Genomic DNA, 22,868 nt, shown 5'->3' on the forward strand with positions numbered 1-22,868 from the left:
AAGTTTTGTTTCCCGCAGATTTTCAATATTAAATTTGACTAACTTTGATGGGTTAAAAATTAAACATGAGTGCAAAAAAAATTCTTTTAATTGATGATGAACAGGATATTCTCGAAATCCTTTCCTACAATCTTGAAAAAGAAGGCTACGAAGTTTTCACCGCCAACAACGGCAACGAAGGCATCGAAAAGGCCAAACAAATTCTGCCTGATTTAATCCTTCTCGACGTAATGATGCCTGAAAAAGACGGAATCGAAACTTGTCAGGATTTACGCAAAATCAAAGAACTTCAGAAAACCTTAATCGTATTTCTTTCGGCACGAAGCGAGGAATTTTCGCAACTTGCAGGTTTTCAGGCGGGTGCGAATGACTATATCGTGAAAATCATCAAACCAAAAGTCCTTATTTCTAAAGTTAATGCGCTTCTTCAACTCACTTCCCAAGTTTCAGATTCTTCTAAAAATATCGCGATCGGCGATTTGGTGATTGATAAAGACAACTTCCGTGTTACGAAAAGCGGACTGCAATTTCTGCTTCCCAAAAAAGAATTCGACCTGCTCTATTTATTGGCTTCCAATACCGACAAGGTTTTCAAGCGTGAAGAAATTTTAGAGAAAGTTTGGGGAAACGAGGTCATCGTTGGTGAAAGAACCATCGACGTACATATTAGGAGACTCCGCGAAAAATTGGGAATTCAATCCATTCAAACTTTAAAAGGAATTGGTTACAAATTAGTTGTGTAACTTTGTGAATCCTGAAAACGATCGGGTTCGTTAATATGAAGTTTCAACGTCTCACTTTTTTTGCATCCCTATTGTTAACGGCGGTCATGCTTTTGCTCGTCTATATTTTTGATACCGCAAAACACGAGTTCTCCGATTCGGAACGGCAATTTTTCTTGACATTGGGTATCAGCACTTTTTTGATGTTGGTTATCAATTATTTTGTCATCGATTTTCTTTTAAACTTTTATGGAAAAAGACAAATCAGGAAAATCTCGACGATTCTTCCAGAAGAACTTATTCACGAAGATGAACAAAGCCTAAACTTTCAGGAACTTGGCGCAAGAGTTTCTGAAATGAGCCAAAAAAACGCCACCGAAATCGATACGATGAAAGAAATGGAAACCTACCGAAAAGAATACATCGGAAATGTTTCCCACGAGATGAAAACACCGCTTTTTTCGATTCAGGGCTATGTAGAAACTTTGATGGATGGAGGTGTTGAAAATATTGCCATTCGCGACAAATATTTGGAAAGAATCGATAAATCGGTGGAAAGACTTTTGAATATTGTGAAAGATCTCGACATGATCAACCAATTTGAAAGCGGCGAAATCACCTTAAATATCAGCAAATTCGACATCAATAATTTAATCAGAGAAATAATCGACTTGCTCGATTTGGAGGCGCAGAAAAAAAATTCCAAAGTAGTTTTGCAAAGTTCATCACCGCAAATTTTTGTCAATGCCGACAAACAGAAAATTTCGCAGGTTTTAATTAATTTGATTTCCAATGCGATACATTATGCAAACCGCGAATTGGCAAAAATTACCGTGAAAACTTCAGTTATAAAAAACAAAATTTTAGTAGAAGTTGAAGACAACGGAATGGGTATAAAACCCGAAGCATTGCCAAGAATTTTTGAACGTTTTTACCGTGTAGAATCAAGCAGGAACAGAAACGACGGCGGTTCAGGTCTCGGTTTGGCGATTGTGAAACACATTATGGAGGCTCACAAAGAAAACATTTCTGTAGAAAGCGTATATTTGGAAGGAACCAAGTTTAGTTTCATGCTCGAAAAAGCACTTTAAATTAACGTTAAAAATAACGGTACGACAAGTAAAAATTTGCGTTAAAACTTCAGTTGCTATTCGGCAAAATTTAGTAAAAACTTTTTTAACAAAAACCCCCTCAAAATTTTTTGGTCAAATAGCAATTGTTATATATTTGCACCGAAAAGTAAATCTAAAAACTAACCTGCAAAAATTTTTAAAGTAAAAATGGTTTATAAAATCCGCATCATTTTAGATACCAAAGACGATATTTTTAGAGACGTGGAAATCAAGGACAAGCAAAATCTTTGGAATCTGCATTTGGGAATCAAGAGTGCGTTTTCGCTTTTGGGCGAAGATTTGTCTTTGTTCAATATTTTGGATGAAGATGGAGTAGTTGTAAAGAGCGTCCCACTCGAAGATATGAGCGATGATGGCGATGGCGAAATTATGAGCGATGTTTACCTCAACGAAGCTTTTGAAAAAGTGGGCGACAAAATCCACTTCCAATACGGTTTCATGGATTTGTGGGAATTCTTTTGCGAATTGGTAGAAATTGTGGATGAAAAGCCTGCGGTGAATTATCCGATCACCGTTTTCCGTTTCGGAAATATGCCGCTGAAAGCACCAAGTAAATCAGGCGGAAAAAAATCAGCAAAAAATTCTACGATGGGAATTATGGATGATGATTTCGGAAATTTTGATGAAGATTTCAATTCAGGAAGTTTCGAGGATGAAGACGATGAAAACTATGATGAGGAAGAAGACGACTTTGCAGATGACAACTTTGATGACGAGTTGGATGACGAATAAGTAGGAATTTGGAAGATGGATGCAGGAAGTTGACAAAATTCTGTTCGAGAAATTCAATTAAAAATACATGAATCCCGAAGTTTTCGGGATTTTGTTTGCTGTGACTTTTTGTGATTTAAAAACTGTAGATTATAGAAGTCTTTTTTTACTTTATTTCTCCTTATTAATTCCAATAAAAATCAATAAATTTGCTACAAATCAGTACAATGAAAAAAATTATTCTTTTAGCGATAATCGGTCTGGGAATTCTGTCCTGCACCACCCAAAAAACTACAAAAACCATGGATTTACCAAGCGAATGGAAACGAACCACAAATATTTATGAAGTCAATGTAAGACAATATACGAAAGAAGCAACTTTCCGCGCTTTTGAAAAAGAAATGCCGCGTTTGAAAGAAATGGGCGTGAAAACATTGTGGTTTATGCCGATAACTCCAATTGCTCAAAAAAACAAGAAGGGAACTTTGGGAAGTCAGTACGCAGCACAAGATTACACCGCCATTAATCCCGAATTTGGTACGATGGAAGATTTCAAGCATTTGGTGAATGAGGCGCACAAAATGGGTTTCAAAGTCATCATCGATTGGGTGGCGAATCACACCGGATGGGATCACGTTTGGACGAAAACAAATCCTGATTTTTACTTGAAAGACCCGAAAACAAACGATTTCCAAATTGCATCAGGAATGGACGACATCATCGAACTCGATTATAAAAATCCTGCCATGAGAAACGCCATGATTGAAGCCATGAAATTTTGGGTTCGTGAAGCCAATATCGACGGATTTCGTTGCGATTTGGCGAGTTGGGTAGAAGTCGATTTTTGGCAGGAGGCAAGACCGAAAGTGGAAACCTTGAAACCACTTTTTTGGCTCGGAGAATTCGATGAACTCGACAATCCTGAATACGGAAAAGTTTTCGATGCAAGTTACATTTGGACTTGGATGCACAAAACTAAAGACTTCAACGAAGGCAAAATTTCTTTAGCCGACTTGAAAAACATTTTGATGAGATATTCTGCGATTGGAGACCATTCGATGAGAGCTTGGTTCACTTCGAACCACGACGAAAATACTTGGAACGGAACAGAATATGAAAAATACGGAATTTTCGCAAAACCTCTCGCCGTGTTTTCTGTGACTTGGAACGGTGTTCCGTTGATTTATAACGGTCAGGAACTTCCATTAAAAACAAAACGACTGGAATTTTTTGAGAAAGACCCAATTCCTTGGACAGGCAAAAATGAACTTCACGATTTCTATAAAACGTTGCTGAATTTAAAATCAAACAACTCAGCTTTGAGAGGCGGTGATCCTGCAGTAACGACTTATTTATTGAAAACTTCTGCAGATGATAAAATTTTAGCTTACCTCAGAAAAAATGGGAAAGACGAGGTTTTGACGGTGCTCAACATGTCGAAAGAAGCGGTAACTTTTAAACTTAATGATGAACATTTGAACGGCAGTTTCAAAAATGTTTTTGAAAAAACTTCACGTGATTTTTCTCAGGACAAAGGATTTGTGATGAAAGCGGGAGATTATTTGGTTTTTGAAAAATAAAAATTTGCATTAAAAATTAAATCCGCATTATATGCAAAATCTGCGAGCGGAATTATTCACGCAGATTTTGCATATAATGCAGATTTTATCGCACTTACTAAAATCAATGAACGGGCTTTAGCCCGTTTTTTTGAACGTTCCATTCATTGGCTTTAGCCAAAACTTATTGAAAATGAATAAACGGGAAATATTAAATTTCATTCAAAACATCCTCACCGAAAAAATCCAAAATCTTCAAAAACTGATCGAAGAAACCCGCGCTTCAAGCAACGACACAAAATCTTCGATGGGCGACAAATACGAAACGGGAAGGGAAATGCTGCAACAGGAAATCAATAATCTTCAAATTCAACTGAATGGGTTTTCGAACTCGATGAATATTTTGAAGAACATCAATCCTGTTCCGCATCAATCCGTAGGTTTGGGAAGTTTGGTCGAAACCGAAAAAGGGAAATTTTTTATTGCGGTTTCTTTAGGAGAAATCGTTTTCGAAAAGGAAAAAATTTTTATTATTTCTGCTGAAAGTCCTTTAGCAAAAGCGATGCATGGATTGAAAAAAAATGATATTTTTAGCATTAATAATGTCAATCAAGCCATCAAAAATGTTTGGTAGTTATTTTTGTTGATAGAATTTCTTTGTGATCATTCTGCAAAACTTTGTGACTTTGTGTTTAGGAAACCATATAAAAATTCCTTTAATTTGTAAGCATCATTTACCAATTATTTTTCATCAATCATGCAAAACTACCTCGATTTACTCCAACATATTTTAGACAATGGAACCGACAAGACAGACCGCACAGGAACGGGAACGAGAAGCGTTTTCGGTTATCAATTGCGTTATGATTTGTCGAAAGGTTTTCCTTTGGTAACCACTAAAAAGGTTCATTTAAAATCGATTATTTACGAATTGTTGTGGTTTTTGAAAGGCGACACCAATGTAAAATATTTGAATGACAACGGCGTCTCCATTTGGGACGAATGGAAAGACGAAAACGGCGATTTAGGTCCCGTTTACGGCGCGCAATGGCGAAGTTGGAAAGGCGCAGACGGAAAAGTCATCGACCAAATTACGGAAGTGATCGAGCAAATCAAAAAAAATCCCGATTCCCGACGACTCATCGTTTCCGCATGGAATGTTGCTGAAATTCCAAACATGGCTTTAGCGCCGTGTCACGCGATGTTTCAGTTTTATGTTGCGGATGGAAAATTGTCGCTGCAGCTCTACCAAAGAAGTGCGGATGTTTTCTTGGGAGTTCCTTTCAATATTGCGAGTTATGCATTGCTTTTGATGATGGTTGCACAAGTTTGCAATTTGCAAGTGGGCGATTATGTGCACACTTTCGGCGATGTACATATTTACAACAACCATTTCGAGCAGGTTCACAAACAGCTTTCAAGAACACCGAAAGCTTTACCAGCTATGAAACTCAATCCTGAAATAAAAGATATTTTCGATTTCGATTTTGAAGATTTCACGCTTGAAAATTACGAACCTTATCCGGGAATTAAGGCGCCGGTTGCGGTGTAGTGTCGTTTTCGGCTCGCGGCAATCATCTCTCAGCAAAATGAGGGTAGAAAAATAAAAAGGTGGAAATTATTTTATTTGAAGTACTTTTTTGATTTGTTATTGATAAGCCGAAAGCTGATTGCTGAAAGCTAATAAGTATATGTAACTTTCCCTCAAAAATCACTACCAATTCACCAATGAAATCATTAAAAATCAATCTCGAAGAAAACGCCAATTTCGAAAAGTTAACCGAACTTTTATTGATTATTAAAGGTGTAAAATCCATTGAAATCATTGACGATTCCAATTCGGAAAGCGATTTGAAAAAAGCGGTCGACAAAAGCAAAGAACAGCTAAAAAGCGGCGACTACGAATCTTTCGTTAACGACTTGTTCGAAACATTTTTAAATAAAAAGTAAATTATATATTCTCAAATCTGATTATTTTCTATATTAGAAATATTAATTTTCGCCTTCATGAATAAAGTCTTTATAATTTCTTGTTAGAGATTGTGGTAGAAATCAAATTTAAAAATCTTTAAAAATAATATGAAAAAACTCCTTATTTCAGTTTCACTCCTCGGAATTCTTTTTTCAGGAAATGTATTTGCTCAAACCGAAACTTCCGGCAGAACCGAAGTGTACAGAGCTACCCACACCAAAATGACGGAACTGAAACACACCAAACTCAAAGTAAATTTCGATTACCAAAAAGAACAGATGAACGGTGAAGAATGGTTGACTGCATCGCCGTACTTTTACCCCACAGATTCACTTGTTTTGAATGCAAAAGCAATGTTGATTCACGAAGTTTCTTTGGATAAAGGTGGTTCTAAAACTCCGTTGAAATACGATTACAAAGACGATATGCTGAAAATTAATCTTGATAAAACCTACAACAGAAATCAAGATTACACAGTTTACATCAAATATACAGCACGTCCGAATGAAGTGACACAGAAAGGAAGTGCAGCAATATCCGAAGCGAAAGGACTTTATTTCATTAATCCTCAAGGAAAAGAAGAAGGAAAACCTACCCAAATTTGGACACAGGGAGAAACCGAAGCCAGTTCGGCTTGGTTTCCAACCATCGACAAACCCAATCAGAAAACCACTCAGGAAATTTACATGACCGTTCCTGATAAATATGTGACTTTATCCAACGGAATTTTAAAAGAGTCGAAAAACGAGGGAAATAATCTCCGCACCGATCATTGGGTGATGGATAAAAAACATGCACCGTACTTATTTTTTATGGGAGTTGGCGAATACGCAATCGTGAAAGACAAATGGAGAAATATTCCCGTAGATTATTATGTGGAAAAGGAGTATGAACCTTATGCAAAACAAATTTTTGGCAATACGCCGGAAATGATTGAATTTTTCTCAAAAAGATTGAATTACGATTATCCTTGGTCAAAATATTCCCAAATTACAGGTGCAGATTACGTTTCGGGAGCGATGGAAAACACGACTGCAACACTTCATTCCGACGCAGCGCAACAAAAACCGGGCGATTTAATTGATGAAAACCGATGGGAAGATGTGATTTCCCACGAACTTTTTCACCATTGGTTCGGGGATTTGGTAACGGCGGAATCTTGGTCGAATTTAACGGTGAACGAATCTTTTGCGAACTATTCGGAATATTTGTGGAACGAATACAAATACGGAAAAGATTTTGCCGATTATACTTTAATGAAAGCTTCGGAAGGATATTTCCGCGATCCATCGAATGTTTCCAAAGATTTGGTGAGGTTTAACTATCATTCCAGAGAAGATATGTTCGATGGTGTTTCTTACAACAAAGGCGGCTCTATTCTTCACATGCTTCGAAATTATTTGGGTGATGACGCCTTTTTTTCAGGTTTAAATGATTATCTAAAAACCAACGAATACGGAACCGGAGAAGCGCAACAACTACGATTATCATTGGAAAAAATTTCGGGTAAAGATTTGAATTGGTTCTTTAATCAGTGGTATTACGGAAAAGGTCATCCGAAAATTTCCTATACTTCTACATTTGAGCCTGTTAAAAAACAAGTTACCGTTACAATCAATCAAACTCAGATTGGGGAAAATTTTCAGTTTCCAATGGCGATTGATGTTTTTGAAAACGGAAAAGCGACGAGACAAAATGTTTGGGTTTCTGCCAAAGAAAAGAACAACTTCACGTTTCCTCTTTCCAAAACGCCCGATTTAATCAATATCAATGCAGACGGAACTTTATTGGCGGAGTTTACCGAAAAGAAAACACCTGAACAATATTTCATGCAATATTCCGGTTCGAAAGAATTTTTGAGCCGTTTTAAAGCGGTAGAAAATGCTTCCGAAAATGCTTCAAAAAACGCAACTTCATTGAAAACTTTGGTTGCAGCTTTAAAAGACCAGAATTTCAGAATCAGAATGAAAGCCTTGAGCGGATTAGATTTGTCAAAACCTGACCAACAAAAACTGGCACTTGCTGAAGTGGAGAAAATGGCTTCAAACGACCCGAAGACTTTGGTTCAATCCTCTGCAATTACGGCTTTAGCGAAAACCAAAGACAAAAAATATCTTCCGCTTTTCGATAAGGGAATGGGTGCGGTTTCTAATTCTGTGAAAGCTTCTTCACTGGCTGCAATCGGAGCAATCGATCCTGCAAAAGTGGCGTCTTTGGCTGATAAAATTGATTTGGAAGGAGCAAGTGACGATTTAATTGCAGAACTTTTACCGATCATCGTAAAAAATAAAATTGAAAAACAAATGCCTGCAATTGCACAAACCGCAGCATTTTATCCGTTTTTGAAATTCCAAAATCCAACTTTGGGAGCAGCTGCGGAAGACGGCTTTAATTGGATTATGAGTTCCGATAACCTGAAGGCTACTCAAAACGTGACCAAGGTTTTAACGCAGGTAAAAGGACAGATTGGCGAGAATCCGCAAGCAAAAATGATGATTGTGCAAATCCTGAAAGACGGGCTTGCCAAAAAAATGCAGGTGTTGAAGGCAAATCCATCAAGTACAACCATTAATCAGCAGATTGATGCGATTAATAAGGCGATTGAAGCGTATAAATAATCGAGCTATCATTATAAAAAAAATCGCAGCCGTTCAAAGCTGCGATTTTTTATTTATTATCTTGAAAGGAATTTTACGGATTCGTTTGGTGTTTTTAGAAGGTAACTGCCTTTTTTCAAGTCGTGTTTGAGTTTATTCCAACCGTTTTTCAAAATGATACCTTCTACTGTTCTTCCTGAATAATCAAGGATTTCTGCGGGTAAATTTTTGTCGAGGCCATTAACGAGCAAATTTCCTTTTTCCAATACGACGCTGATTTTTTTTTTGGAAATATTATCAACTTGCAAAGCGCTATTTTGAAAAATCCATTTGTAGGCAGCAGCAAATTCACCTTTCCAGTAATTTTCGTTGTGCTGTCCGTAAGAATCTAGTTTTACCAAAGTGTTTGTTGATTTTAAACCTTTTGCTTGAAGATTGTTTTTTACAGTTTCTATATCACTCGCCATTGTGGAGCTTTCATTGGAACCTGCCACGAAATAAATCCTCATATTCGAAAGATTTGCAGTGGAAGTTTGGATGTAGTTGTTGAACTGATCTCTCACAATCCAGTAAGCGGGACTGAAAGAACCGATTTTCGAAAAAACGCCGCTGTATTTCACGGCGCCATAATTAGAAATCAATGCTCCCAAAGAACTTCCAATCAATGCATTGTATTCAGCGCCAGATTTGGTTCTATAATTTGAATCTACATAAGGTTTCAAAGTTTCTGCAATAAACTGCATGTATTGATCGCCTTCTCCACCGCCGTATTGCGGGTTATTCCACGGTGTATATTCGTTAATTCTGTTTGAACCACCGTTTTCGATTCCCACTACAATTGCACCGTAATCACCTTGTGAAAAGAGGTTGTTTAAGGTTTCATCAATTTGCCACTCTCCAGAAAAAGAGGTCGCATTATCGAATAAATTTTGCCCATCCTGCATATAAATTATTGGGTAAGTTTTGGTAGAAGTTTGATAGTCAGGAGGTAAATAAATCCATATTTTTCTGTTTCTGTTCAATTGAGGCATGAAGAAAGAATTGCTCATGATGTGAACATTTGAAGCAGCCGTGCTTGCATTTCCGGCACCCAAATCTTCCCAGGACTGAATGGTTAAATTCAATGTTTGAGCGGTTCCGCTAAAAGTAAAAGTGCGGTTTGGTAAATAATTTCCTGTAGCGTTTCCTTCTACAGTATTCCAACTTCCGCGGGTAAATTTATATTCCGCAATTCCGCTTCCTTCAGGAACGGTATAAACAAAATTTCCATTTCCATCAGAAACCATTGGCGTTGAAGATGGGTTCCATCCGTTAAAACTTCCCGCAACATAAATCGTTGCAGCAGTTGGTGTATTTGTTGGGATCGACGTGATTTTCAACGTAACCTGCGAAAAGATGAATGTTGAAGACAGAACAAAAAATAATAGATATTTTCTCATCAATTAAATACTAATTTAATTTTGGATTAATGTTTAAAGAATTCCATTAAGTCCATATAGTTTTTTTGGTTCACGCCGTGTCCGCTCATATATTCTCGGAACGTGAAATAGCACCCTAAATCATAGAGTAGATCGGCTGCTTTTCTTCCCCAATCCAACGGAATTACGGCATCTTCGGTTCCGTGGGAAATAAAAAAACGTAATTTTTCGAGTTTCTTTTTATCTTTTGATATGTTTTCCAACAGTTTTTCTTCAGGGTAACAGCTCATACAGGCAACCTTTGAGAATAAATCAGGATTCTGCAAAGCCAAAGCATAACTTAAGATTCCACCTTGCGAAAAACCGCAAAGATGCGTTTCGTTATCGGTTAGTCCATAATGATTGGTGATTATTAATATACTTTCTAAAATTGTTTTTTCAGATTGTTTAGCTTGAGGAATGTCAATTCGGTTTTCGGCATTCATCAAATCAATATCATACCAAGAATAACCTCCGTAAGGAGTAGAAAATGGTGCACGAAAACTCACAACCAACCAATCTTCTGGTAGAGTAGGGACGAAGGAAAAGAGGTCTTCCTCGTTGCTTCCGTAACCGTGCAGTAAAATTAAAAGTGGAGTTTTTGGGGTGATATTTTGTGGTTCTCGAACCAAATATTGTAAATCCATGCGGCAAATATACTGAAATTTGAAGCTTTAAAAACCATGGTGATTATGACGTAAAACTTGCTTGATTACATTCCATTTTTATCAGGCTTGTAGAAATGTTCGATTGAAAAATATGTATATAATTTATTATTTTACTGATATATTTGCAATGCTATATTGATAATTTTTAGCGACTAAATCTATTGATTTTTCTTTTGCTAATGAGGATTTCTAAATGCGATTTTTAAAATTTTAAAATGGTCTTGTGTTTTTTAAACTATATTTTCCAATTTTATACAAAAAATTTTTTATATAAAGTTATAGTTTATATGTATTTGTTTTTAACATTTGATTATTAACAGATTACATAATAAATATAAAAATTAGTTTAAGTAATTATAAATAGTGTTTTTATTTATATTTTGAAAACTACAGGTAAAATTAATTCTAAATTCTATTTTAATTCTATTTCTACTAAAATAGCCAACACGGATTTCGATGATGTAGATGTTCGTTTCATCAAGGAATTTCTTGAAGTTTTAATTTTGTGAATTTAAAACCATAATATACATTTTACAATCAAAATCGTTTTATCGTTTTTCTCAATTTGTGTCGAAAGAATATTTTTTTTTATTCAAAATAAAGATTGAAAGATTAGAAATCGAGTTTAATTAACTTTTCTCTTTTCGCGAATCGTCGTAACTTTACGAAATAATAAATCGTAAAAATGGCAGTAATAATTTTCATTGCAGTTCTTTGGTATTCGGGACTGTTTTTTCAGACTTTTTTTCTTCACCGTTATGCGGCGCATCAAACTTATAAGATGTCGAGATTTGGTGAAAAATTATGTTATGTTTTAACTTGGATTACGCAAGGTTCAAACTATCTTTCCGCTTATGGATATGGAGTAATGCACAGAATGCATCATGCGTATGCAGACACGGAGAAAGATCCGCATTCACCGAAATATGACCACAATCTTTTCACCATGATGTGGCGCACGAAAAAAATCTATCAGCAAATCAACCAACAGAAAGTTGCGATTGAAGAAAAGTTCACCAAAAATGTTCCGCAATGGGAAGGTTTCGACAAATTCGCTAGTTCTTGGGGTTCGAGAATTGGATGGGGAATTGCCTATACCGCGTTTTTCTACTTTTTTGCTACGGCGTGGTGGCAATGGTTATTTCTTCCTGTTGCTTATTTAATGGCGCCAATTCACGGCGTAATTATCAATTGGTTCGGACATATTTATGGTTATGTGAATTTCAAAGTTTCAGATACTTCAAAAAACTTGTTCCATTTCGATTGGTTGATGATGGGAGAAGGTTATCACAACAATCACCACAAATATGGCGGAAGAGCCAATTTTGGCGGCGTAAGATGGCATGAAATAGATGTAACTTACCTGATTATGGTTTTGCTTGATAAAATAAAGTTGATTAAACTAAATCCTGTTACAAATGTAAAAAGAGAAGTTTAAAACCACATCCATACAACAAAAAAAGACAAGTTCTAAACCTGGCTTTTTTTATTTCTTGGTTTCGACATTAAGTAAAATTCGAAATGATTAGATTCCTCACGTCGCTCGAAATGACAGTCATTTGCCTTGTTGCGTGAGGAAAAACCGCCGCCGCAGCGAAGCTGCGGCGGCGGTTTTTCCTTATTTATAATATTTTATTCAAGTGCCATTTCGGGCGAAGCGAAAAATCTCTAGAGTTCCGAATCCCGAACCTCGAAACTCGCATCTCACAACGCTTTCACGATGAAATAGTTCTTTTTCCCTTTTTGGATGAGAAGGAATTTTCCGTCGATCAAATCTTTGTCGGCAACTTCAAAAGTGTCGTCAACTTTTTCCTTATTAATGGAAATCGCGTTTTGCTGAAGTTCTCTTCTCGCTTCACCTTTCGATTTTAAAAATCCTGATTTTTCTGAAATTAAGTCGATAACGTTCGAACCAACAACTTCGTTTTTAGAAAGTTCCTTTTGTGGAACACCTTCGAAAACTTCCAAAAAAGTCGCCTCGTCCAAATTCACCAAATCTTCAGCGGTGCTTCTTCCGAAAAGTATTTCAGATGCTTTTACGGCTTTTTCCAATTCTTCTCTGTTGTGAACCCAAACTGTTACTTCTTCCGCCAATTTTTTCTGAAGTTTTCTTTCGTGTGGTGCGGTTTTATGTTCAGAAATGAGGTTTTCGATTTCCTCTTTGCCTAAAAAAGTATAGAATTTTATGAACCTTTCGGCATCTTCATCGGTCGCGTTTACCCAAAATTGGTAGAATTTGTAAGGCGAAGTTCTTTTTGGATCCAACCAATAATTTTCACCACTTTCCGACTTTCCAAACTTGGAACCATCTGACTTCGTGATAAGTGGGACAGTTAAAGCAAACGCTTCACCTTGCGCTTTTCTGCGAATGAGTTCAGTTCCGGTCGTGATATTTCCCCATTGATCAGTTCCGCCCATTTGAAGTTTCACATTTTTTTCACGGTACAGATGCAGGAAATCGTAACCTTGCAAAAGTTGGTAGGTAAATTCCGTGAAACTCATTCCTTCCGCACCGCCTTCTCCTGTAAATCTTTTCTTTACGGAATCTTTCGCCATCATGTAATTCACCGTGATGTTTTTCCCTATATCGCGAATGAAATCAAGGAAAGAAAATTCCTTCATCCAGTCGTAATTGTTTACAAGTTCAGCCTTATTTTCACCCTCTCCATCAAATTTCAAAAATTTAGAAAGCTGGTTTTTTAGGCAATCTACATAATGATTTAAGGTCGCCTCATCCAAAAGATTTCTCTCGTTGGATTTTCCCGAAGGATCGCCAATCATTCCTGTTGCACCACCAACCAATGCAATCGGTTTGTGGCCGTGTTGCTGAAAATGAGCCAAAATTTTGATCTGAATCAAACTCCCGATATGCAGCGAATCCGCAGTTGGATCGAATCCGATATAAGCGGTCGTCAATTCCTTATTCAGTTGTTCGTCTGTTCCGGGCATCATGTCGGCAAAAAGTCCGCGCCATTTCAGTTCTTCAATAAAAGGGTTCATTTCCTGTAAATTTTTTGAAGTCGCAAAGATAGGGAATTCGTCAAGATTTCTTTAAGGTTTTTGGGCGTGTTTTTCGCCAACGCACTTTCCAATTCTAAAAAAACCGCGTTTTCCGCTATATCTTTTCTTCCGCTTCGCTACAGAAAAGGATGCCGCTGCAACCGCTCACGCAGGGAGTCGCTTTTCATGAAATTTTTGGCAAAAAAGAAGGGTAAATAAAACACTCTTTTCGGCGGCGGCGAAGCCGCCGCCGAAAATTCCAATAAATAGAACCAATTTTTTTCAGGACAATTTAATAATTTTAAAATATTGATAATCAGATTTATATCCGATACAAACGACTACAAATGATATTAAACACTTCTTTACCGACTAAATTTTGGTGAGCGGTGAATCTTTGCACCAGAGATTTGCGGAAAAACAGTGAGACGCAATTCTAAAGTATAATTAATAAAAATTTAAAGTCATGTCACTAAGAAACAAAGTTACCTTAATCGGTAGAACAGGAAAAGAAGTCGAAATCGTAAAATTCGAAAACGGAAAACTGGCGAAAGTAAGTTTAGCCACCACAGATTACTATACCAATGCGCTTGGTGAAAAAGTAGAAGAAACGCAATGGCACAATCTCGTTGCCAACGGAAAATTAGCCGACATCATGGAAAAGTATGTAGAAAAAGGTAAAGAAATCGCCGTGGAGGGAAAAATCGTCTATAGAACTTACGACGATAAAGATGGAGTAAAAAGATATACCACCGATATTCGTGTAGAAGAATTAGTGATGGTCGGAAGCAAATAACTTGGTGAAATGAGCCGATTTGCAAATTGTAATTCGGCTCAGTCTCCCATCATTCAACAACAAACACCATAAAAATCCACCAATCATGAAAGTAAAATTAATAAAAGTCCGTTTGTCGGAAGAATATATCTACAGTGACCAAAGAATTCTAGACCAGTTTTTGAGAGAAAATAATATTTTGAAATACGAATCCGCTTTTGTGAAGGACGATGAAAGTTACTGGTCCGTTATTCTTTATTACGAGGAAATGAAAATGTCGGTCAACGAAGCAAAATCCCAAAAATATTCTGCCGGAAAAGATGCAGAATTAAGCAAGGATGAAATTGCAATTTTAGATTCGCTAAAACTTTGGCGCACCGAGAAAGCAAAAGAGCAAAATCTTCCAGTTTATTTTATAGCAACCAATAATGAATTATTATCCATCGCAAAATACAAACCGATAAAAAAAGAAGAATTGCTTGATATAAAAGGTTTCGGCAGACACAAACTCGAAAATTATGGCGAAGAAATCATCGAAATTTTAGAGCGTGTATGATAAAATAATGCGATGTAATCAATAGGAATCCGTCTCACAACTGAGGCGGATTTTTTTTGGTTATTATTTAGGATTTTTGTATATTTATCATTGATAATCAGATAGTTGTTTATGAATTTCAAGCATTATAACCAAAATCAGCTGGTGCTGTTTCCTTATAGTTTTGAGGAATTGATTCCCGAAAATCACCCTGTTCGGATTGTCAATGATATTTTGGAGAGAATTAATATAGATCCGCTTCTAAAAGCCTACAGCAGAGAAGGAAATCCCAGTTATCATCCCGGGATGATGCTCAAAGTGATGGTTTTTGCGTACATGAATAATATTTATTCCTCCCGGAAGATAGAAAAAGCGCTTCGGGAAAATATCAATTTTATGTGGCTTTCCAACATGAGCATTGTGGATCACAATACCGTGAACCGCTTCCGGAGCAATAAGCTGGAAGCGGCTTTCAAGGATATTTTCTCGCAAGTAGTTTTGCTTTTGGCAGATGAAGGCTTGGTGAGTTTGAAACAGGTTTTTGTGGATGGAACGAAAATCGAAGCACAGGCAAACCGCTACACTTTTGTTTGGGCAAATGCCATTAAAACCAATAAAGAAAAAATGCTCCGCCAATTGGAAGATCTTTGGAAATACGCTCAAAACGTGGCAAGAGAGGAAGACAAAGACCCTGAACCGCCTGAGTTTAAAGAAATCAGCAAAGAAAAGATCCAGCAAACCGTAGAAAATATCAATGCCAAATTGAAAGGCAGCGACCGCAAGACCGATTCCGACAAAAAAGCTAAAGCCAAGCTGAATTACATTAAAAATAATTTTGAGAAAAACCTCGATAAATACGAAGCTCAGGAAGCGATTTTAAAAGAAAGAAACTCTTACAGCAAGACGGATGAAGACGCCACTTTTATGAGAATGAAGGATGATCACATGCAGAACGGACAACTTAAACCCGCCTACAATGCACAAATTTCTACGGAGAATCAAATCATCGTCAATTATACCATTCATCAGCAGACCAATGACTTCAATACCCTAGAGCATCATCTTAAAAATTTTGAGAAACTCTATGGGGAAAAAAGATTGGCGGAATTAGAAGAACTCACTGCCGATGCAGGTTATGGGAGCGAGCAGAACTATGAATTGCTGGAACAGAACAATATTACACCTTATGTAAAATACAACACCTTCGACAAAGAGCAGGATGCCCATTATCAGGCGAAACACAAAACATTCAGCAAAGAAAATCTGCACTACAATCAGGAAAAAGATTATTACGTCTGTGCGATGGGTCAAAAGATGGAAAAAACACACGAAAGCACTCGGAAAACCAAGACCGGTTACCCTCAAAAACTCTCGCATTATCAGGCTAAAAACTGTGATGGATGCCCAATCAGAGGCGTTTGTCACAGTTCCAAAGAAAATCGCAGTGTAGAGCGAAACCATCATCTGGAACAGTACAAAGAGAAAATCAGGGAACTATTAAACAGCCAAGAAGGCATTAAAAAACGCAGACAACGCTCGGTTGAAGTAGAACCTGTGTTTGCACATCTGAAACATTGCAACAATTTTAAGCGGTTTACCCTGAAAGGTCTGAAAAAAGTAGAATTGGAGTTCGGATTGCACGCATTAGCACACAATTTAAGAAAGAAAGTTGCCTAAAGAAGACAACTTTTTCTTTTTCCAAAACATTGAAGATTGGAACTGCAATAAAAAATCCGCCTCAATTTTTATTGTGAGACAGATTCTTTTTAATGAAGAATACATTGGCTTTAGCCGAAAATTCGCATTAGATCTTTTATTAAATTTTTTCAGAAACTACAATCAGTCAAATCATTATCATTTCCTTATTTTTGCAAATGTAGATTGCTTTATCAATCGTCAATTATTATTCATCAATCATAAAAAATGAAGCCAAGCTTAGCAAAAGGAACAAGAGATTTTTCTTCCGAGGAAGTTTTCCGAAGAAAATTCATTATCAATACATTACAAAATAATTTTGAACTTTTCGGATTTCAACCTTTGGAAACCCCGAGTTTTGAAAACCTTTCAACTCTAACCGGAAAATATGGTGAAGAAGGTGACCGTTTGATTTTCAAAATTTTGAATTCTGGAGATTACGCTTCCAAGACAAAAGATGAAGATTGGAACTCAAAAAACTCACAAAAACTCATTTCGCAGATTTCGGAAAAAGCGTTGCGTTATGATTTGACGGTTCCTTTTGCGAGATATGTCACGATGAATCACGGAACCATGACTTTTCCTTTCAAACGTTACCAAATCCAGCCGGTTTGGAGAGCGGATCGTCCACAGAAAGGCAGGTTCAGAGAGTTTTATCAATGTGATGCCGATGTAGTTGGAAGCGAAAGTTTATGGCAGGAAGTGGAGCTGGTTCAACTTTATCTTCAATCTTTTTCAGATTTGAAAATTCCGGTGACGCTACATTTGAATAATAGAAAAATTCTTTCCGGACTTGCGGAATATGCAGGAATTTCAAAACATTTAATTGAGTTTACCGTCGCTTTAGACAAGTTGGATAAAATTGGTAAAGAAGGAGTTATTAAAGAACTTCTTGAAAAAAATATCAGTCAAACATCCATCGATAAATTGGAGTTTCTTTTCGAACAGACTGATGATTCCATGGAAAATCTCCTTTTATTAAAGGAAAAATTTGTGGAAGACGACCTCGGTTTCAAAGGAGTTGAAGAATTGGAATTTGTTTTCAATAAATGTTTGGATTTGGGAATTTCTCTCGAAAATTTAAAGTTCGACATTACTTTAGCGAGAGGACTTGATTATTATACCGGTGCCATTTTCGAGGTGAAAGCAGATGAGGTTGCAATGGGTTCCATTGGTGGTGGTGGAAGATACGACAACTTAACCGAGGTTTTCGGGGTGAAAAATATTCCGGGAATCGGGATTTCTTTCGGGCTCGACCGAATTTATTTGGTCATGGAAGAACTTGGTCTTTTTCCCCAAAGTATCGAAAATTCTGTAAAATATCTTTTTGCGAATTATGGCGAAAGAGAATCTTTGGAAGCATTAAAAGTAATCTTCCAGCTTCGCAAAAATGGAATTTCAGCCGAACTTTATCCCGAATCAGCCAAATTGAAAAAGCAGTTCACTTACGCAGAGAAAAAAGGAATTCCAAATTTAGTTTTCTTTGGTGAACAGGAAATTTCAGAAAATAAAATCACCATAAAAAATCTTGAATCCGGAGAACAAAAAACACTTTCTATAAATGAATTTTTGAACTAATTTTATTCTTCAAACCTGAAACCTGAAACTTGAAACCGAAAATTCAAACGATATCAAACAACTTTAAACCATTTCAAACAAAACTCCTATGTGGTGGCTTTACGCACTTCTTTCCGCCTTCTTCGCTGCACTCACTGCCATTTTTGCAAAGATCGGTGTGGAAAATGTAAACTCCAATTTGGCGACTGCAATTCGAACAGTTGTGGTTTTGGTGATGATTTGGCTCATTGTCTTTTCGCGCGGGGAAATGAAGGGAATTGGTGAACTTTCCAACAAAACATGGTTTTTTCTCGGAATTTCGGGAGTTGCAACCGGACTTTCTTGGATTTTCTATTTCAAGGCTTTACAAATGGGCGAAGTTTCCAAAGTGGCGGGAATAGATAAGTTGAGTTTGGCTTTAACCATCATTTTTGCGGTAATCTTTTTAGGCGAAACTTTAACCTGGAAAACCGCACTTGGAGCAGGATTGATTATTACAGGAACCTTATTTTTAATTTGGAAATAATGAAAACTTTCCACATTCTAAATGGCGATTGTCTTCATCAAAGATTTCCAAATGATTTGGACGGAGAGAAAATAATTTGGCGTGAATGTTTAATTGATGGTCCAGTTTCGGAAACAAATTTTTTGGAATATCGAGCAAAATTTATTCAAGAAAGCTTTGGAGAAACAAAGGAAGGCTATTTAGAAAAAGTTTTGAACGAGTTTGAGAAAATTAAAAATATTCCCCAAAATGCCGACGTTTACTTTTGGTTTGAGGACGATTTGTTTTGTCAGGTAAATCTGTGGTTTTTGCTTTCTAATTTTTCATGTGAAAATCAAAGCTTATTTGCGGTTTTTCCCACTTTTAATGATGAAAAAAACAGATGGAAAGGTTTTGGCAATCACGACGCTGAAGATTTGAAAAGATGTTTCGCGGAATCAAAGAAAATCAATTCGAACGATTTTGAATTAGGACAAAAATTATGGAAAGCCTTTTCAAAAGGGGACTTACAGAAATTAAAAATATTTTCAAAATCAAAATCCGAAATTTTTAGAAAACTGAAAGACGTTTCAATTGCAAACGAAAACCGATTCAACGGAAATTTAGATAAACAAATTTCAGAACTTGCCAATCAAGAAAGTGATGTCAATAAATTATTTCAGAAATTTACAGAAAAATATGGAATTTACGGTTTCGGCGATTTACAGTTCAAAAGGTATTTTCCTCAACCTTAGCCTTAACCTTAACCTTAACCTTAACCTTAACCTTAACCTCAACCTATGCAAGACTATCTCGAAATCAACCGCAATTCCTGGAACGCCAAAGTAGAGCCGCATCTGAAATCCGACTTCTATTTTGTGGAGGAATTTCTACATGGAAGAACTTCTTTAAACTCGATTGAGCTTGAACTTTTGGGCGATGTGAAAGGAAACGAAATTCTCCATCTTCAATGTCATTTTGGGCAGGATTCCATTTCGCTTTCAAGAATGGGCGCGAAAGTTACAGGAATTGATTTGTCGGATAAAGCGATTGAAACCGCAAAAAATTTAGCACAAAAATGCGGAACAGATACCGAATTTATCGTTTCGGATGTTTACGATTTGCCAAATGTTCTGGATCAGAAATTTGACATCGTTTACAGCAGTTATGGAACCATTGGTTGGCTTCCCGATTTGGAAAAGTGGGCAAAAGTGATTTCACGCTTCCTGAAACCAGGCGGAAAATTTGTTTTTGTGGAATTTCATCCCGTGATTTGGATGTTTGATGACGATTTTACTTTTGTGAAGTACAATTATTTCAATGAAAAACCGATTATGGAAACCTACGAAGGAACTTATGCAGACCAATCCGCAAACATTGTGCAAGATTACGTCATGTGGAATCATCCTCTTTCTGATGTTCTGAATAATTTAATCAAAGAAAACCTCAAAATAGAATATTTTGAGGAATACGACTGGTCGCCTTATGCGTGTTTCCGCCACAATGAGGAATTTGAGAAAGGAAAATACAGAATACCACAATTTGGGAATAAGGTTCCACATGTTTTTTCGGTGGTTGCCGGGAAATAGTTTTTGTAAGTGTAAAAGATAATTCTAACTGAGAAAAATTTTAAGTTTTTAAATTTTGCTTGTTTTGCTTTAAAAATATTAACAAAGTTGTTTTCAAGAAATTTATTGAGGTAATCGACTTATTTATAAAGTAAAATTTTCGCAGAATCAATTAAAATCATGCAATTTGAAACAAATTTTTTGTACTATTGCAAACCTAATTCGAATTTCGAATTTCGTACTTCAAATTTTTTACGGGGGATTAGCTCATTTGGCTAGAGCGTTTGACTGGCAGTCAAAAGGTGGTCGGTTCGATCCCGATATCCTCCACTTCTTTATTTTACTAACCTCTGATTATCAGAGGTTATTTTGCGTTTAAACCACTCTTAATTCCTGCTACCTTTCCTAATTTTTATTCATAAAAAAGGAGGCAGAATAAACTATTAATTGATTATAGTAGAAATCTTTTGAAAAAAGATTTTTTATTGCAAAGTTATTTTTCACGAAATTCTTATGAACAACTGATTTCAAGCGATCAACAATTTGGGAAACGATTAAAAGTGAAAATTTTGGCAGGTTACTTGGGAATTCAGTTAAACAGGATCCGTAAAGACAGAAATCTGGCCAGTGCAAAAAGATCAATGTAAAAATTTAAAGATGACAGCTAAAGAATAGGAACGAACTTAACTAAAAGAATCTGTCTCACAATAAAAATTGAGGCGGATTTTTTATTGCAGTTCCAATCTTCAATGTTTTGGAAAAAGAAAAAGTTGTCTTCTTTAGGCAACTTTCTTTCTTAAATTGTGTGCTAATGCGTGCAATCCGAACTCCAATTCTACTTTTTTCAGACCTTTCAGGGTAAACCGCTTAAAATTGTTGCAATGTTTCAGATGTGCAAACACAGGTTCTACTTCAACCGAGCGTTGTCTGCGTTTTTTAATGCCTTCTTGGCTGTTTAATAGTTCCCTGATTTTCTCTTTGTACTGTTCCAGATGATGGTTTCGCTCTACACTGCGATTTTCTTTGGAACTGTGACAAACGCCTCTGATTGGGCATCCATCACAGTTTTTAGCCTGATAATGCGAGAGTTTTTGAGGGTAACCGGTCTTGGTTTTCCGAGTGCTTTCGTGTGTTTTTTCCATCTTTTGACCCATCGCACAGACGTAATAATCTTTTTCCTGATTGTAGTGCAGATTTTCTTTGCTGAATGTTTTGTGTTTCGCCTGATAATGGGCATCCTGCTCTTTGTCGAAGGTGTTGTATTTTACATAAGGTGTAATATTGTTCTGTTCCAGCAATTCATAGTTCTGCTCGCTCCCATAACCTGCATCGGCAGTGAGTTCTTCTAATTCCGCCAATCTTTTTTCCCCATAGAGTTTCTCAAAATTTTTAAGATGATGCTCTAGGGTATTGAAGTCATTGGTCTGCTGATGAATGGTATAATTGACGATGATTTGATTCTCCGTAGAAATTTGTGCATTGTAGGCGGGTTTAAGTTGTCCGTTCTGCATGTGATCATCCTTCATTCTCATAAAAGTGGCGTCTTCATCCGTCTTGCTGTAAGAGTTTCTTTCTTTTAAAATCGCTTCCTGAGCTTCGTATTTATCGAGGTTTTTCTCAAAATTATTTTTAATGTAATTCAGCTTGGCTTTAGCTTTTTTGTCGGAATCGGTCTTGCGGTCGCTGCCTTTCAATTTGGCATTGATATTTTCTACGGTTTGCTGGATCTTTTCTTTGCTGATTTCTTTAAACTCAGGCGGTTCAGGGTCTTTGTCTTCCTCTCTTGCCACGTTTTGAGCGTATTTCCAAAGATCTTCCAATTGGCGGAGCATTTTTTCTTTATTGGTTTTAATGGCATTTGCCCAAACAAAAGTGTAGCGGTTTGCCTGTGCTTCGATTTTCGTTCCATCCACAAAAACCTGTTTCAAACTCACCAAGCCTTCATCTGCCAAAAGCAAAACTACTTGCGAGAAAATATCCTTGAAAGCCGCTTCCAGCTTATTGCTCCGGAAGCGGTTCACGGTATTGTGATCCACAATGCTCATGTTGGAAAGCCACATAAAATTGATATTTTCCCGAAGCGCTTTTTCTATCTTCCGGGAGGAATAAATATTATTCATGTACGCAAAAACCATCACTTTGAGCATCATCCCGGGATGATAACTGGGATTTCCTTCTCTGCTGTAGGCTTTTAGAAGCGGATCTATATTAATTCTCTCCAAAATATCATTGACAATCCGAACAGGGTGATTTTCGGGAATCAATTCCTCAAAACTATAAGGAAACAGCACCAGCTGATTTTGGTTATAATGCTTGAAATTCATAAACAACTATCTGATTATCAATGATAAATATACAAAAATCCTAAATAATAACCAAAAAAAATCCGCCTCAGTTGTGAGACGGATTCTTTTTAATATTCTTTTTCGGTATTT

20 protein-coding genes and 1 tRNA gene are annotated in these 22,868 nt (G+C 36.7%); 17 read left to right on the plus strand and 4 right to left on the minus strand.

Annotated features, from left to right (window positions below; translation table 11 throughout):
* Nucleotides 1–65 precede the first annotated feature (65 nt).
* From J4771_RS12315 to J4771_RS12350, 8 genes are all read left to right on the plus strand, one after another.
* The gene (locus J4771_RS12315) at nt 66–743 is read left to right on the plus strand and encodes a response regulator transcription factor (RefSeq protein WP_224135289.1); all 678 of its coding nucleotides are present in this window, start codon (nt 66–68) and stop codon (nt 741–743) included.
* A 35-nt stretch (nt 744–778) separates the two neighbouring features.
* Entirely contained in the window at nt 779–1,813 is a 1,035-nt protein-coding gene (locus J4771_RS12320) for a sensor histidine kinase (protein ID WP_224135290.1), read from the plus strand.
* A gap of 189 nt (nt 1,814–2,002) precedes the next feature.
* Nucleotides 2,003–2,587: a plasmid pRiA4b ORF-3 family protein gene (locus J4771_RS12325; protein WP_224135291.1), complete on the plus strand. Its 585-nt coding sequence runs from the start codon at nt 2,003–2,005 to the stop codon at nt 2,585–2,587.
* A 206-nt stretch (nt 2,588–2,793) separates the two neighbouring features.
* Complete coding sequence (locus J4771_RS12330; RefSeq protein ID WP_224135292.1) at nt 2,794–4,146, plus strand: alpha-amylase family glycosyl hydrolase; 1,353 nt, start codon at nt 2,794–2,796, stop codon at nt 4,144–4,146.
* 172 nt (nt 4,147–4,318) lie between these two features.
* The gene (locus J4771_RS12335; protein ID WP_224135293.1) at nt 4,319–4,759 is read left to right on the plus strand and encodes a GreA/GreB family elongation factor; all 441 of its coding nucleotides are present in this window, start codon (nt 4,319–4,321) and stop codon (nt 4,757–4,759) included.
* A 123-nt stretch (nt 4,760–4,882) separates the two neighbouring features.
* Nucleotides 4,883–5,677, plus strand: a complete 795-nt coding sequence (locus J4771_RS12340) for a thymidylate synthase (RefSeq protein ID WP_224135294.1) — start codon at nt 4,883–4,885, stop codon at nt 5,675–5,677.
* A 176-nt stretch (nt 5,678–5,853) separates the two neighbouring features.
* Nucleotides 5,854–6,075, plus strand: a complete 222-nt coding sequence (locus J4771_RS12345; RefSeq protein ID WP_224135295.1) for a hypothetical protein — start codon at nt 5,854–5,856, stop codon at nt 6,073–6,075.
* A gap of 129 nt (nt 6,076–6,204) precedes the next feature.
* The gene (locus J4771_RS12350; RefSeq protein ID WP_224135296.1) at nt 6,205–8,715 is read left to right on the plus strand and encodes a M1 family metallopeptidase; all 2,511 of its coding nucleotides are present in this window, start codon (nt 6,205–6,207) and stop codon (nt 8,713–8,715) included.
* Between the two features lie 56 nt (nt 8,716–8,771).
* On the opposite strand, the gene J4771_RS12355 is transcribed toward J4771_RS12350, so the two are convergent.
* The gene (locus J4771_RS12355; protein ID WP_224135297.1) at nt 8,772–10,133 is read right to left on the minus strand and encodes an alpha/beta hydrolase-fold protein; all 1,362 of its coding nucleotides are present in this window, start codon (nt 10,131–10,133) and stop codon (nt 8,772–8,774) included.
* A 26-nt stretch (nt 10,134–10,159) separates the two neighbouring features.
* Nucleotides 10,160–10,798 carry an alpha/beta hydrolase gene (locus J4771_RS12360; RefSeq protein WP_224135298.1) on the minus strand — a complete coding sequence of 213 codons (639 nt, stop codon included), beginning with the start codon at nt 10,796–10,798 and terminating at the stop codon, nt 10,160–10,162.
* A gap of 706 nt (nt 10,799–11,504) precedes the next feature.
* Between J4771_RS12360 and J4771_RS12365 the strand changes: the two genes are divergently transcribed.
* On the plus strand, nt 11,505–12,257 hold the full coding sequence (locus tag J4771_RS12365; protein ID WP_224135299.1) for an acyl-CoA desaturase: 753 nt from the start codon (nt 11,505–11,507) through the stop codon (nt 12,255–12,257).
* Nucleotides 12,258–12,523: 266 nt separating this feature from the next.
* On the opposite strand, the gene tyrS is transcribed toward J4771_RS12365, so the two are convergent.
* Complete coding sequence (gene tyrS, locus J4771_RS12370; RefSeq protein ID WP_224135300.1) at nt 12,524–13,819, minus strand: tyrosine--tRNA ligase; 1,296 nt, start codon at nt 13,817–13,819, stop codon at nt 12,524–12,526.
* 466 nt (nt 13,820–14,285) lie between these two features.
* Here tyrS and J4771_RS12375 point away from each other — a divergent pair, with 466 nt between their 5' ends.
* From J4771_RS12375 to J4771_RS12410, 8 genes are all read left to right on the plus strand, one after another.
* Nucleotides 14,286–14,615, plus strand: a complete 330-nt coding sequence (locus tag J4771_RS12375) for a single-stranded DNA-binding protein (protein WP_224135301.1) — start codon at nt 14,286–14,288, stop codon at nt 14,613–14,615.
* Between the two features lie 85 nt (nt 14,616–14,700).
* Nucleotides 14,701–15,150, plus strand: coding sequence for an HRDC domain-containing protein (locus J4771_RS12380; protein ID WP_224135302.1), 450 nt, complete (start codon nt 14,701–14,703; stop codon nt 15,148–15,150).
* A gap of 111 nt (nt 15,151–15,261) precedes the next feature.
* Entirely contained in the window at nt 15,262–16,806 is a 1,545-nt protein-coding gene (locus J4771_RS12385) for an IS1182 family transposase (RefSeq protein ID WP_224134934.1), read from the plus strand.
* Nucleotides 16,807–17,052: 246 nt separating this feature from the next.
* Entirely contained in the window at nt 17,053–18,402 is a 1,350-nt protein-coding gene (gene hisS / locus J4771_RS12390) for a histidine--tRNA ligase (protein ID WP_224135303.1), read from the plus strand.
* Nucleotides 18,403–18,490: 88 nt separating this feature from the next.
* Entirely contained in the window at nt 18,491–18,907 is a 417-nt protein-coding gene (locus tag J4771_RS12395; protein ID WP_224135304.1) for an EamA family transporter, read from the plus strand.
* Nucleotides 18,907–19,620 carry a DUF1835 domain-containing protein gene (locus J4771_RS12400; RefSeq protein WP_224135305.1) on the plus strand — a complete coding sequence of 238 codons (714 nt, stop codon included), beginning with the start codon at nt 18,907–18,909 and terminating at the stop codon, nt 19,618–19,620. The genes J4771_RS12395 and J4771_RS12400 overlap by 1 nt, the downstream gene beginning before the upstream one ends.
* Nucleotides 19,621–19,665: 45 nt before the next feature.
* Nucleotides 19,666–20,454, plus strand: coding sequence for a class I SAM-dependent methyltransferase (locus tag J4771_RS12405; protein WP_224135306.1), 789 nt, complete (start codon nt 19,666–19,668; stop codon nt 20,452–20,454).
* Nucleotides 20,455–20,689: 235 nt separating this feature from the next.
* Nucleotides 20,690–20,763 (plus strand) — tRNA-Ala (locus J4771_RS12410).
* A 449-nt stretch (nt 20,764–21,212) separates the two neighbouring features.
* Here J4771_RS12410 and J4771_RS12415 read toward each other — a convergent pair.
* Nucleotides 21,213–22,757 carry an IS1182 family transposase gene (locus J4771_RS12415; protein WP_224134934.1) on the minus strand — a complete coding sequence of 515 codons (1,545 nt, stop codon included), beginning with the start codon at nt 22,755–22,757 and terminating at the stop codon, nt 21,213–21,215.
* Between the last annotated feature and the right edge of the window lie 111 nt (nt 22,758–22,868).

The sequence above is a fragment of the Candidatus Kaistella beijingensis genome, assembly GCF_020084865.1.
In the GTDB taxonomy this organism is placed as follows: domain Bacteria; phylum Bacteroidota; class Bacteroidia; order Flavobacteriales; family Weeksellaceae; genus Kaistella; species Kaistella beijingensis.

Coding starts and splice junctions, on each gene's coding strand:
- J4771_RS12375 (WP_224135301.1), top strand. CDS start 14,286: ATGTCACTAAGAAACAAAGTTACCTTAATCGGTAGAACAGGAAAAGAA.
- J4771_RS12385 (WP_224134934.1), top strand. CDS start 15,262: ATGAATTTCAAGCATTATAACCAAAATCAGCTGGTGCTGTTTCCTTAT.
- tyrS (WP_224135300.1), bottom strand. CDS start 13,819: ATGAACCCTTTTATTGAAGAACTGAAATGGCGCGGACTTTTTGCCGAC.
- J4771_RS12330 (WP_224135292.1), top strand. CDS start 2,794: ATGAAAAAAATTATTCTTTTAGCGATAATCGGTCTGGGAATTCTGTCC.
- J4771_RS12340 (WP_224135294.1), top strand. CDS start 4,883: ATGCAAAACTACCTCGATTTACTCCAACATATTTTAGACAATGGAACC.
- J4771_RS12345 (WP_224135295.1), top strand. CDS start 5,854: ATGAAATCATTAAAAATCAATCTCGAAGAAAACGCCAATTTCGAAAAG.
- J4771_RS12350 (WP_224135296.1), top strand. CDS start 6,205: ATGAAAAAACTCCTTATTTCAGTTTCACTCCTCGGAATTCTTTTTTCA.
- J4771_RS12405 (WP_224135306.1), top strand. CDS start 19,666: ATGCAAGACTATCTCGAAATCAACCGCAATTCCTGGAACGCCAAAGTA.
- J4771_RS12335 (WP_224135293.1), top strand. CDS start 4,319: ATGAATAAACGGGAAATATTAAATTTCATTCAAAACATCCTCACCGAA.
- J4771_RS12365 (WP_224135299.1), top strand. CDS start 11,505: ATGGCAGTAATAATTTTCATTGCAGTTCTTTGGTATTCGGGACTGTTT.
- J4771_RS12400 (WP_224135305.1), top strand. CDS start 18,907: ATGAAAACTTTCCACATTCTAAATGGCGATTGTCTTCATCAAAGATTT.
- J4771_RS12415 (WP_224134934.1), bottom strand. CDS start 22,757: ATGAATTTCAAGCATTATAACCAAAATCAGCTGGTGCTGTTTCCTTAT.
- J4771_RS12320 (WP_224135290.1), top strand. CDS start 779: ATGAAGTTTCAACGTCTCACTTTTTTTGCATCCCTATTGTTAACGGCG.
- J4771_RS12380 (WP_224135302.1), top strand. CDS start 14,701: ATGAAAGTAAAATTAATAAAAGTCCGTTTGTCGGAAGAATATATCTAC.
- J4771_RS12355 (WP_224135297.1), bottom strand. CDS start 10,133: ATGAGAAAATATCTATTATTTTTTGTTCTGTCTTCAACATTCATCTTT.
- hisS (WP_224135303.1), top strand. CDS start 17,053: ATGAAGCCAAGCTTAGCAAAAGGAACAAGAGATTTTTCTTCCGAGGAA.
- J4771_RS12315 (WP_224135289.1), top strand. CDS start 66: ATGAGTGCAAAAAAAATTCTTTTAATTGATGATGAACAGGATATTCTC.
- J4771_RS12360 (WP_224135298.1), bottom strand. CDS start 10,798: ATGGATTTACAATATTTGGTTCGAGAACCACAAAATATCACCCCAAAA.
- J4771_RS12325 (WP_224135291.1), top strand. CDS start 2,003: ATGGTTTATAAAATCCGCATCATTTTAGATACCAAAGACGATATTTTT.
- J4771_RS12395 (WP_224135304.1), top strand. CDS start 18,491: ATGTGGTGGCTTTACGCACTTCTTTCCGCCTTCTTCGCTGCACTCACT.